The organism is Candidatus Frankia alpina (assembly GCF_902806485.1).
GTDB classification, from domain to species: Bacteria; Actinomycetota; Actinomycetes; order Frankiales; family Frankiaceae; genus Frankia; species Frankia alpina.
Map to the genome: position 1 here is coordinate 1 of NZ_CADCWT010000132.1, position 13,398 is coordinate 13,398.

At 72.6% G+C, this 13,398-nt stretch carries 10 protein-coding genes; 6 read left to right on the forward strand and 4 right to left on the reverse strand.

Annotated elements, in window-relative coordinates:
• Positions 1-132 precede the first annotated feature (132 nt).
• Positions 133-558, forward strand: coding sequence for an IS200/IS605 family transposase (tnpA, locus tag G6R25_RS14700; RefSeq protein WP_163553414.1), 426 nt, complete (start codon positions 133-135; stop codon positions 556-558).
• 42 nt (positions 559-600) lie between these two features.
• On the opposite strand, the gene G6R25_RS14705 is transcribed toward tnpA, so the two are convergent.
• Positions 601-1,062, reverse strand: coding sequence for an LLM class flavin-dependent oxidoreductase (locus G6R25_RS14705; RefSeq protein ID WP_163553415.1), 462 nt, complete (start codon positions 1,060-1,062; stop codon positions 601-603).
• Between the two features lie 414 nt (positions 1,063-1,476).
• On the opposite strand from G6R25_RS14705, the gene G6R25_RS14710 reads away from it, so the two are divergent.
• Both G6R25_RS14710 and aat read left to right on the forward strand, forming a co-directional pair.
• Complete coding sequence (locus G6R25_RS14710; RefSeq protein WP_163553416.1) at positions 1,477-3,927, forward strand: putative bifunctional diguanylate cyclase/phosphodiesterase; 2,451 nt, start codon at positions 1,477-1,479, stop codon at positions 3,925-3,927.
• Positions 3,918-4,631, forward strand: a complete 714-nt coding sequence (gene aat, locus G6R25_RS14715) for a leucyl/phenylalanyl-tRNA--protein transferase (protein ID WP_163553417.1) — start codon at positions 3,918-3,920, stop codon at positions 4,629-4,631. Before G6R25_RS14710 ends, aat begins: the two co-directional genes overlap by 10 nt.
• Positions 4,632-4,660: 29 nt before the next feature.
• Here aat and G6R25_RS29705 read toward each other — a convergent pair whose 3' ends face one another.
• On the reverse strand, positions 4,661-5,302 hold the full coding sequence (locus tag G6R25_RS29705; RefSeq protein ID WP_336501532.1) for an aminotransferase class I/II-fold pyridoxal phosphate-dependent enzyme: 642 nt from the start codon (positions 5,300-5,302) through the stop codon (positions 4,661-4,663).
• A 49-nt stretch (positions 5,303-5,351) separates the two neighbouring features.
• Positions 5,352-5,975 carry a hypothetical protein gene (locus G6R25_RS29710; RefSeq protein WP_336501534.1) on the reverse strand — a complete coding sequence of 208 codons (624 nt, stop codon included), beginning with the start codon at positions 5,973-5,975 and terminating at the stop codon, positions 5,352-5,354.
• A gap of 601 nt (positions 5,976-6,576) precedes the next feature.
• On the opposite strand from G6R25_RS29710, the gene G6R25_RS14725 reads away from it, so the two are divergent.
• The gene (locus G6R25_RS14725) at positions 6,577-7,314 is read left to right on the forward strand and encodes a class I SAM-dependent methyltransferase (RefSeq protein ID WP_163553419.1); all 738 of its coding nucleotides are present in this window, start codon (positions 6,577-6,579) and stop codon (positions 7,312-7,314) included.
• Between the two features lie 17 nt (positions 7,315-7,331).
• Here G6R25_RS14725 and G6R25_RS14730 read toward each other — a convergent pair whose 3' ends face one another.
• Positions 7,332-10,622, reverse strand: coding sequence for a UvrD-helicase domain-containing protein (locus G6R25_RS14730; protein ID WP_163553418.1), 3,291 nt, complete (start codon positions 10,620-10,622; stop codon positions 7,332-7,334).
• 469 nt (positions 10,623-11,091) lie between these two features.
• Between G6R25_RS14730 and G6R25_RS27215 the strand changes: the two genes are divergently transcribed.
• Complete coding sequence (locus tag G6R25_RS27215) at positions 11,092-11,970, forward strand: hypothetical protein (protein ID WP_235948496.1); 879 nt, start codon at positions 11,092-11,094, stop codon at positions 11,968-11,970.
• The coding region (locus tag G6R25_RS27220; RefSeq protein ID WP_235948498.1) for an AAA family ATPase at positions 11,967-13,398 on the forward strand (1,432 nt) is incomplete at its 3' end. The genes G6R25_RS27215 and G6R25_RS27220, both read left to right, overlap by 4 nt.

Sequence of the window (13,398 nt, forward strand, 5' to 3'; positions counted from 1 at the left end):
CCTTTGCGCTTCCCGGACAGGGAGCCGAACCAGTTCCGGAACGCCCGGCGGGCATCCTGGCATGGGCCCCGACTCGGGATAGGCGCGGTAGCGGTAGCGAACGGTGACCACACCCTCCAGCATACTTGGTCTATGGCTGAAGCAGACGACTACAGGCGAGGCAGGCATGTAGTTTCCTCGCTTCACGCCCACTTGGTCTTTGTGACCAGGTATCGGCGTGGAGCGCTCGACGACACGATGCTGACCCGCTGCAAACAGATCATGCGGAGCGTGTGTTCCGACTTCGGCGTAACCCTTACCGAGTTCAACGGACAGGACGATCACGTCCACCTGCTGGTCGAGTACCCGCCCAAGGCCGCGGTCTCAACACTGGTGAACAGCTTCAAGGGCGTCTCCGCCCGTCGGCTGCGCACCGAGTTCACCGGCCGGGTAAACCAGCACCTCATACGCGGCCACTTCTGGTCGCCGTCGTACCTCACCGTCTCGGCCGGAAATGCCCCACTGACACTCGTGCACGAGTACATCGAAGGGCAGCAGCGACCAGCCCCGATACGCTAACCCCGCTCTGAAGGGCGGGGCTAGCGCGCTACGTTTTCCGGGTCAGTGGGATAGATCGCCGGCCGGATCAGGCCGGCACCACCCGCGGGCCGTCCTCAGGGCGCGGCGCCGAGCTCCGCGGCGAGCGGGATCACTCACTCGCCGCGGATGTGCAGCGGTTCGAGCCGCCGCACGTCCCGCACACGGCCGAGGACCGCCTGGACGCCGGGTTCGGCCGGCATGGGGGATCTCGTCGTCGCGCCACATCCGCAGCCAAATCTCGAGGGTCTCCGCCAGGCGTTCGAACCGTTCGGCCACCGGCGGAAGCGGCAGGCCGAGGCCCACCGCCTCAGCCTCGTACCAGGCCGCCCCGATACCGAGCCGCGCCCGACCGCCGGAGAGGAGGTCGGGCGCCCCGATGATCTTTGCGAGTACGCCCGGGGCGACAGGCAAGATCCCACGAGTGACCAAAGTCACCACATCTGTACACGGAGAGTCGCAATTAAAACGGCATCCTCGCCACATACACCCACCAGACCCAACATCACCACAAGCATCCCACGACAGACTTCCACCCGTTATGCCGGGAAACCTGGATGTACGACAATCCAGGCATGTTCCGTCCGGTAGCCGCCAGAGCGGCCGCTGGGGGCCCGGGTGGCGAGAGCTCCGGGGTATCCGTACCCTTGTGCGCGAAGATCATGGCAGCGCTTCGCCCACCCGACAGGCGGTCACGTCCCGCGACCAGCGGCTGGGCTCCGGGGCGAAGCCCACGCCGACGGGGGCGGCCACGCGGTCCGGTCCGTGCCCGGCGGTCGATACGGCGGGCAGCGCGTCGCAACGGGCGCTCTACCGGCTCACGCACGCCGACCGCACCGGTCCGCAACCGCGGTCCCGACTCGCGAGCCCGCCCGCAACATCCGGCGGGGGGATGACCGGATGACCACATCGCCACCTCCCCCACGTCGATTCCGCCTGATACGGATCGCCCAGCTCCTCCTCATCCTCGCCACGCTCACCCTGTCCGTCGCCTCGTTCGTGGACGTGCCGCGCTTCGGCGACGAGGCCCAGTCGCTGAGGTGTGGCGTCGCCATCGGCTCCGGCCTGATCTGCGTGTCCCGGGCCGTCCTCATCCGCGGCGAGCGCGCCCCGTGGGCACTGCTCGGAGCCGGGCTGATCAGCTACGGCTGCGGAGCAATCTACCACAACGTCGCGGTGGACCGGCAGGACGTCAACATCCAGCCCTCGCTGGCGGATCTCGCCTGGCTGCTGTTCTACCCGGCCTGCTATGTCGCCATGATCCTGCTGCTACGTCGGCGGCTGGTGCGGCTGCACCGCAGCATCTGGCTGGACGCGGTCGTCGGGGTGCTCGGGGTGGCCGCACTGACCAGCGGCATCGGGGTGGCGATGGCGCGAGCCAACCCCGAGTACAGCGCGTGGACGATGATCGTCATCGTCATCTACCCGGTGGCGGATCTGCTGCTAATCCTGCTCGTCGTCACCGTGTTCGGGCTGCTCGGTTGGCGCCCGGGGCGGGTGTGGTGGCTGCTGGGCGCCGGGCTGATGAGCTTCGCCCTGGCCGACTCGCTGCTACTCGTGCTCGTCATCGCCGGGCACACGCCGTCGAGCGGCATGCTGTCCAGCCTGTGGCTGTTCTCGGTGCTCATGCCGGCGTTGGCGTCCTGGCTGCGCCCGCGCTGGCAGCCGCCGGCAAAAATGTCCGGCTGGGGCGTCATCGCCGTGCCGCTGGTGCTCGCGACGGTCGCGCTGGGCCTGCTGGTGCTCGGCGCCACGATCGATCTGCCGGCGGTCACCGTGGCACTTGCCGCGGCGACGGTGCTGTCCGCCCTCGCCCGCACGGCCTTCACCTTCATCGAGGTCCAGCAGCTCGCGGAGAGCAAGGTGCTGGCCCGCACCGACGACCTGACCGGCCTGGCCAACCGCCGTGGCTTCATCGAGCGGCTGACCCGGGCCGAGCAGCACACCACCGGGCCGGACACCTTCGCCCTGCTACTCCTCGACCTCGACCGGTTCAAGGAGGTCAACGACTCGCTGGGCCACCAGGTAGGGGACACGCTGCTGACACAGGTCGGCACGCGCATCTCCCACGCCCTGCGTCCGGGGGACCTGCACGCCCGCCTCGGCGGCGACGAGTTTGCGGTGCTGCTCGAACACGCCGACGTCGACGCCGCCCGCCGGGTAGCCGACCGGGTGCTGACCGTCCTCGCCGATCCCTTCGACGTCGGGGGTGTGACGCTGCACGTGGGCGCGAGCATCGGCGCGGCGGTCTACCCCGACCATGCCCAGGATGCCCACACGCTGCTGCAACGCGCCGACGTGGCGATGTACACGGCACAGTCGCGCCGCACCGGGGTGGAGTCCTACCGGCCGGGCGCCGACGTAAACAGCCTCATCCGACTGGACATGATCGAATCACTGCGGGCCGCCCTCGGCACCGGCCAGTTGGAGGTGTACTACCAGGTCAAGGTCGATCTCAGCTCCGGGCGGGCGGACGCCGTCGAGGCCCTCGTCCGCTGGCGGCACCCGACCCGGGGCCTGCTCGGCCCGGAGGAGTTCGTCCCACTGGCCGAGCAGGCCGGGATCATGCGGATGCTGACGATCGAGGTGCTGCACACCGCGCTCGACCAGGCCCGACGCTGGCACGCCGCCGGTCTCGACATCGCCGTCGCGGTCAACCTGTCCGCCTCCGACCTGTTCGACCGCGACTTCCCCGACCAGGTCAGCGGGATGCTCGCCGGCTTCGGCCTGAGCCCGACCGCGCTGGAACTGGAGATCACCGAGACGACGCTCATGCTCGACCGGGTGCAGTCGGCCACCGTCCTGCGGGAGCTGCGGGCGCTCGGCATCGGCATCGCCGTCGACGACTACGGCACCGGCTACTCGTCGCTGGCGCGGCTACTCGAGCTGCCGGTGAACGTGCTCAAGCTCGACAAGTCGTTCATCCAGCGGGTGGAGGACGACAGCCGGGCCGAAGCAATCGTGCGGTCCACCGTGGGTCTGGCGCACGCGCTCGGCCTACGGATCGTCGTCGAGGGGGTGGAGACCGCGGCGGCGGTGCGGATGCTGCGCGATGTCGGCTGCGACCTCGCCCAGGGCTACTTCTTCGGCGAACCCGGCCCGTCCGAGCAAATTACCGAGCAACTCCGGCAACAGACGCTGCCGGCTGGCACGATCGATCTGGAGAGCGCGGCGCGGGAGGCGGCGGGGTTCGCGATGCCCCGCGAGGTGAGCGACCGGGATGCGGCCTGCGACCCGGTGGCCGACCGCGGGGCACGCCGCACCGGCGAGCGCGCCCCGACGAGGGAGGGTGCCGTGCGCAACGCTGTGGTGGCCCCCAGCTCGACGCCGGCGGGCCGCCCGTGGCGGTGACCGCGCCACCTCGCGCGGTGGGCCCCACCGTGTGGGATGGCTTCTCGCTGCGACGCAGCCCCGGGCGGGCACCGGTCGCGGTCGGCGGCACGCTGGACCCGGCGACGCTGGTCGGCGCCTACCGGGCGGGGGCGTTTCCGTGGCCCACCGGCGGCTATGACCTGCCCTGGTGGAGCCCCGACCCGCGGGCGGTGATCCCCACCCGCGGGGTGCGGGTGAACCGGTCGCTGCGCAAGCGGTTGCGCAGCTGCGGGTGGACGACGACCGTCGACGAGTCCTTCGTCGAGGTGGTCCGCGGCTGTCAACGCGACGGAACGTCGGGTTGGATCACCGACGAGCTGATCGACGGTTACACGCGGCTGCACACCCTGGGGTGGGCGCACAGCCTGGAGGTCTGGGACGCCGACGAGCTCGTCGGCGGCGTCTACGGGGTGGGAGTCGGCGGCGTGTTCGCCGGCGAGTCGATGTTCCACACCCGCACCGACGCCTCGAAGGTCGCCCTCGCCGACTTCGACGCGCGCTTCGCCGCCGCCGGGGGCGTGCTGCTGGACGTTCAGATGACGACGGACCACCTCGTCTCCCTCGGCGCGCTGGAGATCCCCCGGGCCGACTACCTCACGGTGCTGGCTCGGGTGCGCGACGCCGACGTCCGGCTCGACCGCGACCGGCGGCCCGTCGCCCGCCTCGTGCCACCCGCGGGCTGACCGGCCGCCGGGGTCACCCGCCTGCGGCCTCAGCCGAGATCGGGCCCGCCGGTCGCAGCAACCAGCGGGAAGCGGGCGGCGGCCTCGGCGAGGACGGCGAGCAGGTGGTCGATCTCGTCGTCGGTGTTCGCAGCGGTGATCTGCACGCGCACCCCGACCTCGTCGCGGGGGACGACGGGGAAGGGAACCACCGAGGCGAAGACCCCGTGCTCGTACAGAAAGCGACCCAGTGGGTCGGCATTGTCCGCATCCAGCAGCGGGATTTCGACGATCGGGAACCCGCTGGTGTTGAGCGTTCCCAGGCCCAGCCCACGCAGCCCGGCGAGGAACCGGCTGGTCAGCCGGTGCAGCGTGGCCCGCAACGCCTCGCCGCGCCGTTCGTTGACCCGCAGCCCGACCAGGCCCGTCGCCAGCGACGCAACCGGCGACGGACCGGAGAAAATGTACGGCCCGGCGGCGGACTTCAGGTACTCCTTCACCTCCGTCGGGCAGGCGACGAACGCGAGCAGCGACGAGTACGCCTTGGAGAACCCGCCGACGAGCACCAGATTGTCGTAGCCGGTGCCGAGATGGCGCACGATGCCGTTGCCGCGGCTGCCGTAGGGGCTCGACTCGTCGGGACCGCGCTCCCCGACGACACCGAAGCCGTGCGCGTCGTCGACGTAGAGCAACGCGTCGTGGGCGCGTGCGAGCGGGAGGAGCTCGTCGAGGGGCGGCCCGTTACCCGTTCATGCTGTGCACCCCGTCGACGCAGATGACCCGGGGATGGGGGGCCGCGCGCAGCAACCGCTCCAACCGGTCGAGCCGGTCCTCGCGGAACCGCGCGACGGTCCCGCCGTGGCTGGCGACCATCGCGCCCCCGTCGTGGGCGGTCTGGTGGGCGTGCAGCTCGACGAACAGCGAACCCCGGCCGACCAGCGCCGGCAGCACCGAATACTGGATATGCGTGATGGTCGGCAGCAGCAGTGCGTCCTGCCCGCCGAGCAGCTCCGCCAGCGTTCGCTCGATGTCGTCATACGGGCGTGGGCTGGCAATCAACCGCGACCAGCTCGGATGTGTTCCCCACCGGTCCAGGTACGCCGGAACCGCTTCGATGATCTCCCGGTCGAGATCGAGTCCCAGATAGTTACAGGAGGCGAAATCGGTGAGCCAGTGATCACCGATCCGTATCCGGCGACCGGCGACCTCGTCGACCGTAGCGTCATAAAAGGGAGCATGGCGGCGCATGCGGTCGAGTTCCGCGCGGATACCCAGCGGCCGATCGAGCACGTGCCGCCAGGCCGGGGAGAATGCACTCGGCGCAGGTGGCAGGGGTCGCCCGAGGGTTTCAAAGGTCTTCGGCATCCCGCCCTACCTCGCCGGTCGAGGACTCGAAGCGATCGGGAGGCCCGACCTGATGATCATCATTAGCATAGAATGTCGCGGGGATCCGAGTTTCTGAAAATTCGTCAGATTCGGCTGACTGGTCGGGCGCGCCACTACCATCACCCATCCTTGGGTTCACCGGAAACGCACGTCGGCGGGGTCAGGGAACGAGGAGATACCAACGGAACCAAGGGAACGTTGAGCAGGTAAACGATAAACCGACGGACCCCGCCGATTCCACAAATAGCGCACGAGCTGGGCAAACACGTAGCGAGTTGCTCCGGTCTCCGCACCCGACGCGCGCCGCGATACGCCGGGGACGGTGCAACCCGCGGCGGGCGCGGCACCGATCGACCCTCGCCCGCGGCGGACGGACCCCCACGGCAGGGGTGTTATTGTCCCCGCCATGTCTGACACGGCGGCATCAGCGGCGACTTCCGCCGAGCCCACAACGGCGAGCGCGGCGCCCTCCTCGCCGAGTGCGGCGCAGTCCGTGACCCCACCGGCGACACCGGCGACACCGACCCCGCAGGCGCCCCTGACCAGCCCGGAAGGCACCCCGGACGGCGAGGCCCCCCTCGTGCGCACGCTGCCCTACTCCGGTTGGGGCCTCGGCCGGTCGAAGACCCTCTTCCTCGCGCACCGCAAGGAGCCCGTCGACCCGGCGGGGTTCTACTCGTTGATCGCTGCGGACTCCGTCCGCCAGCTCATGCGGTACACCTCCCTGACCGGCCAGCTCGTGCTGGACGTCGGCGGCGGCCCGGGCTACTTCCGCCCGGCGTTCCTCGACGCCGGTGCCCGCTACGTCTGGGTCGAGCCGGACGTCTCGGAGATGGAGGCGGGGGGCATCGAGGTTCCCGGCCGGGTCCGGGGCAGTGCGTTGGACCTGCCGTTCCTGTCCGGCAGCGTCGACCTGTGCTACACGTCCAACGTGCTGGAGCACGTCCCCGACCCGTGGCGGATGTGCTCGGAGCTGGTCCGGGTCACCCGCCCAGGCGGGCTGATCTTCCTCAGCTACACCAACTGGCTGTCACCCTGGGGTGGCCACGAGACGGCGCCGTGGCACTACCTCGGCGGCGATCGGGCGGCGGCCCGCTTCGAGCGCCGCAAGGGCCAGGCACCGAAGAACATCTACGGCCGGACGCTGTTCCCGGTGTCGGTCGCCGACACCCTGTCCTGGACGCGCCACCGCACCGACGTTGAGATCCTCGACGCGCTGCCGCGTTACCTGCCGGACTGGGCGAAGGTGATCCTGAAGGTGCCCGGCGCCCGCGAGATCGTCACCTGGAACCTCGCGATGGTGCTGCGCAAGCGCTGAGACTCAGGACTCAGGACTCAGACGAGCCTGAGCTGCTGGCCCGCCGACGGCCGGCGGGCCAGCTGCCGCGCGCTCGCCGCCTGCTCCGTCGACAGCAGCGCCGGGCCGATGTCGGCGAGGAACGGTGAGGGCCGGGTCTCGACGTCAGCGCCGGGGCGGCGATGCGCCGCGGAGGTCAGGATCAGCCGGTGGCGCGCCCGGGTGACGCCCACGAAGAACAGCCGTCGTTCCTCGGCTTCGGCGAGCATCGCCGCCGCGGCCGGGTCCGCTTCCCCGCCCGGCGTCTGCTCGCCGCCGGCCGCGGCGACGCGGCGAGCGGGCCCGAAGCGCATCGGCAGCAGCCCGTCCTCACAGCCGACGATGAAGACCAGACCGAACTCCAGGCCCTTGCTCGCATGCAGGGTGAGCAGGCTGACGCGGTCCGCCCGCGGGTCGAGCCCGTCGACCTCGCTGGCCATCGTGACCGAGGTGAGGAAGCCTTCTAGGTCGGTCCCGGCGGCGGCCGCGGCGGGCGAGAGCAGCTCCACCGCGAGCCGCAGCTCGGCCTCGGTCGACACCCGTCCGCCGGGGAAGCCCGCGAACCCCGCCGGCATCGCCACGCCCAGTTCGGTGCCGAGCGCGGCCGCCAGCTCGACCGCCCGCACCGCCGCGTCGCGCAGCAGCCCGGACACCGCCCGCCCGCCCGTGCGAGCGCCGGGCGCCGGGCGCAACAGCGCCAGCAGGGCGGCGACCGCCGGGGCGTCGGCCAGCGGAAGGTGGGAACGGCGTTGGAAGGGGAATCCCCGCTTCGCCAACGCCTCCATGATCGGATCTGCCTGACGGGCGGTCCGGTAGAGCACCGCGATGTCCGCGAACGACAGGCCCGCCTCCGCCGACCCGTCCACCCCGGAATCGAGCGCGTGGAAGGAGGTTCCGCCGAGCGCCGCGTCGATGGTGTCGACGACCGCGATGGCCTCCTCCGCCTCGCTGCGGTAGCGCCGAAGCAGCACCGGGCCGTCCCCCTCGGCGCCCCGCACCGCGGTCAGCGTCCGGCCCGGCACCAGCGTCGCCGGGGCGATCACATCGAGGGCCGCCCGCACGATCGTGCGGGTCGACCGGTAGCCGCGGGTGAGCGCGACCGTGCGCGCCCCCGGGTAGTCCTGCTCGAACCGCAGGAAGAAGCCGACGTCGGCGCCGCGGAAGCGGTAGATCGCCTGGTCCGGGTCACCGATCACGCACAGGTTGCCCGCCGGTGGGCACAGCAGCCCCAGCAGCCGGTACTGAAGCTCGTCGGTGTCCTGATACTCGTCGACCCAGACATGACGCCAACGGGCCCGGTAGTGCTCGACCAGGTCTGGTGTGGCGCGCAGCAGGGTCAGCGGCAGCACGATGAGGTCATCGAGGTCGACCATGTCCCGTTCCCGCAGCTCGGCGTCGTAGCGGGCGAGGACGCCGACCAGGTCGTGGTCGCGCTGGGCCTGGCCGAGTGCCCGAAGCCGCTTGAGCTCGGCGATGCCGGCCGACACCCGGCGCCGCGCGCGGGCGTCGCCCTCGCCGTGCAGCGCGGCGTCGAGCAGCTCCGCCCGCACGGCGTCGTCGGCGACCTGGACCTGCGCGCCCCGCGCCAGCCGCTCGTGCTGCTCGCGGACGATCGTCAGCCCCAGGCCGTGGAACGTCGTCGCAAGCACCCGGCGGGCCCGCTCGCCCAGCATCGTGTCGAGCCGCTCGGTGAGCTCCCCCGCCGCCCGCCGGGTGAACGTCACCGCCAGGCACTGCTCGGCGGGCACGTCGCGCTCGGCCACCCGATGCGCGATCGCGTGCACCAGCGCGCAGGTCTTGCCGGTACCGGGGCCGGCGAGGACGAGCAGCGGGCCGGCCGGATGCGCCGCTGCGCGTCGCTGGTCCGGGTCCAGGCCGTCGAGCACCGACAGATCCCCGCCGCCGGCCGGCTCGCCGTGCGCGGCGAGCGCCTCATCCAGCGACGGGCCGGGCCCGTCCGCGGACGGCTGGACAGGAGCGGACGGCTGGGCGGGGGCGGACGGGGCGAGGTCGAACAGGGTGCCGCCGTCCCCGGCGAGCTCACGCGGTTCGAACAGCCGGATGACGCCGTACTCACCGTCGAAGCCGGCCTGGCGGATCACCTCGCCGCGCCGCAGCCGGGAGATCGCCTCGACCAGTTCGGTCGAGGCCACCTCGGCGATCGCCGGTACCGGAACATCGGCGAGGATGGCGAGCTCCGGGCCGAGCCGGGACACCAACGAGGTGACCTGGCCCGCGACAGCCTTGCTCTTCGGCCCCACCCCGAGGATCTCCCCGACGACCTCCGGCAGCGGCACCAGCGAGGTGACCTCGGCGGCCGTCGCGGGACGCACGCCCGCCCCCCGATCGGCCAACGTCTGGACCCGGTTGAGCACGCCCACGGTCAGCAGGCCGCCGCAGGTCGGGCAGCGCCCGCCGGCCTGGCGGGTCTGCTCCGGGGTCAGGCACACCCCGCACTTGCGGTGCCCGTCGAGGTGGTACTTGCCCTCCTCGGGGAAGAACTCGATCGTCCCGGCGAACCCGTCCCCGCCGCGCAGCGCCGCCTCGATGGCGAAGTAGTCCAGCTCGCAGGTGAAGGCCGTCGCCTCCCGGCCGAGCATGGGCGGCGAGTGGGCGTCGGAGTTGCTCACCAGGCGGTAGCGGTCCAGGCCGGAGATCCGCCAGAACATCTCCGGGTCGGCGGACAGCCCGGTCTCCAGGGCGAAGATCTCGCCGGCGAGGTCGACGTAGCAGTCCTCGACGGCGTCGAATCCGGACTTGGAACCCAGTACGGCGAACCATGGGGTCCACACGTGCGCCGGCACGAGGTAGCAGCCCGGCCCGCCGGCCAGGGTGATCTCCAGCAGGTCGCGGGAGTCCAGGCCCAGGATGGGCCGCCCGTCCGCGGCCAGGTTGCCGATGCGGGCGAGCGCCGCGGTGATGGCCCCGGCGGCCTCCCGGGTCGGCGCGTAGAGCAGGTGATGGACCTTGCGGGTCCGATCGCCCCGCTTGTAGATCGTGGAGATCTCGCTGGAGATCATGAAACGGGTCACCGTCCGGCACGAGGCCGGCAGCGTGCGCAGCACGTCGCGCTCCAGGTCGGGCCGCAGCCGGAACAGGCCGGGCTCGGCCGGAACGAGCTTCTCGGCGAGCTCCTGCGACCACGCGGGATGAGTGAAGTCACCGGTGCCGACGACGGCGATACCCTTGCGCGCCGCCCACCAGGCCAGGTGCTCCAGGTCGCAGTCCCGGCTGCAGGCCCGCGAGTACCGGGAGTGAATGTGCAAATCAGCATAGAACCGTGACCTCACGGATGCGTATGTTGTCGCATCCGCTCCCGGCGGCCGGCGGCGGCACGCCGAGGGGACGGCCCCGAGCGCCGACCGGCCAACGGCCGGCATACACCGAGGCCACGGTCGCTCCACGGCGGCCGGCCGTCGATGGGGCGCGACTTCGCTCGCGCGAAGGTGCCACCCGCCCCGCCGCCCGCCGGGGACAGCCGTCATTATTCGTAGGTCGAGATTCGCACGTTGCGGCATTCCGGTCGGATCGCGGCGGCCCGGAGCTTCTCGGCAGGCCCGGCGATCCACGGCGGCCCGGAGAGCTCGACACAGCCCGGATCGTTGTGGCGGCCCCGTGGTCGGGACAGCTCGGAGCTTCGCTGCGGAGCTCCGATCGCGGCGGCGCGGACGGTACGGAGACGGGAGGACTGCGGATGGCACCCGACGGGCGGCGCGCCCTGCCCGCCGCCGGCGCGAGGCGCGGGCGGCGGGCGACCCTGTGACGGCGCGCCACGCCGACGCCGAGCAGCGGGCGGCGCTGGCCGACCGCTGCCACCGGCTGGTGCGCTTCCTGCACGAGGTCGCGGTGGCGCGCTCCGAGCGGGTGCGGACCGTCGACGAGCACCCGCTCACCGTCTGGCTCGCCGACATCCCGGCCGGCGTCGTGCTGTCGGAGCACGCCGGCGCCGGCGAGGTCCTGCTGACCGCTCCCGCCGCCGCCGCGCTGCCCCCGCCGATCCTCGCCGGTCGGATCCACCTGCCGGACACCGCCCAGGCCGACCCTGCCCGTCCCCCGGCCTGGCCCGCCGCCGACCCAGGCGCCGACATCGCGGCCGGTCCCGATCCGGCGGTCCCGGATGACGACCGGGCCGAGGCCGCCTACCGGGACTGGCTGCCCGGCTGGCGGATCTGGGCGACGCGTGCCCGCGCCGACGCCGAGCGCCGCGCCCTGCACAACACCCTGCACGCCGTCGCCGCCCGGGTGGCTCAGGAGGGCGATGCGCTGGAACTGGTGCTGGCTACCGGCCTGCTCACCTGGCAGCCGCCCGGCGGCCCGCTCATCCGCGAGCACCTGCTGTCCACCCGGGTGAGCTGCGAGATCGACCCGGTCAGCTCGGACATCCGGGTGCGGGTGCCGGCCGGCGGGGCCACCCGGCTGGGCGACGGCCCGCTACTCAACGGCCTCGCCGGATTCCGCCGGGAACGGACCAACCACCTGCATGAACGCCTACACAACCGGCCGCCGGTCCCGCTCGGCGCGCACGACGCACGGCTGCTGCGGGACTGGCTGGCCCTGGCCCTGGACGTACCGGTGGACGGCTTCGAACCGCAGGACGCACCACCCCACCACCGGACGGCCCGACCCGCCCCCACGTGACCTCCGCCCCGGCGCTCGTGCTGCGTGTGCGTGACCAGGCCTCGTTGCTGACCTACTACGAGCGGATGCTGGAGGCTCTGCGCGGTGCCGGGCCGCCGCCGCTGGGCCTGGTCCAGCTCGTCGCGACCCTGGACGCCGCCGAACGGCTCGCCTGGCTCGCCCCCGAGGGCGCGACGAGCGGCGCCGAGCTCGGCGCCGACCCGTTGCTGCCGCTGCCGGCCAGCCCCGAACAGGCCCGGGTGCTCGAACGGCTGCGCCACGACAACGGCATCGTCGTCGAGGGCCCGCCCGGCACCGGCAAGACCCACACGATCGCGAACCTGATCACCGCGCTGCTTGCCGAGGGTCAACGCGTCCTCGTCACCAGCCAGAAGGCGCAGGCCCTGCGGGTGCTGCGGGAGAAGCTGCCGCCCGAGCTGCAGCGACTGTGCGTGTCGTTCACCGACGTCGAGGAGGCGTCGGGCCCCGCCGATGGTGCGGCCCGGGTTGCGGTCAGGGCGATGGACGCCGGCGGGATGAACCGCGGCGGGATGGACGGGGTGGGCTCGCCCGAGCTCGCCGCGAGCGCGCTGGCCGCGGAGAAGGCGGTCTACCATCCCGAGGCGCTCGACCGCCGGATCGAGCAGGCCGCGCGGCGGCGGGCCGAGGCGCTGCGCGCCCGGGCCGAACTCGCCGAGCGGGCCCGCGCCGCGCGGGCCGCCGAGCGCGCTGCGCACCCGGACAGCGAGGTCGGCGCCGCGGGCTGGGGCGGGACCCGGGCGAGCATCGCCGTCCGGGTGCGCGCCGGTGGCGGGGCCCACGGCTGGTTGCCGCTGCCCGTGCCGCCCGCCGGGTCCGGCGGCGAGCGGCCCGCGCCGCTGACCGACGCCGAGGCGGTGGAGCTGTACTCCCTGCTGAGCGCGGCATCGAAGGATGCGGCGCTGCCAGCGGACCGGGCGGACGTCCCGGTGCGCGCGGTGCCGCCGATCCTGGCCGCGGAACGTTTCGCCGCGCTGGTGACCGCGGACCGCATGGCCCGGCAGACGGCCGAGACGGCCCGAGCCGGGGTCGCCACCGCCGCGGCCCGCGGCTTCCTGGACGAGGTCACCGCGGCCGGGGCCGGATCGTCTCCGACCGGCCCGCTGAGCGCGGCGGTGACCGCGCTTGTCCGCGCCCTCGACAACCTGACCGCACATGGCGCCCGTGGGCCGGCGCGGGAGTGGATCCCCGCCGCGCTCGACGACGCTCTGGCCGGGCGGGACCGCCTGCTGTGGGCCAAGGTGAGCGCCGCCGCGCCGCTCATCGCCGAGGCGGCCCGGCATGTCGACGACCTCGGCCTGCACTCCGTGGCGTTGCCCTCCGCCGCCACCGCCCCGACGAATCCGGCCCGCGCCACGGACGGACACCACGCAGACGAACACCGCGAGGGCGAACACCACGAGGACGAAC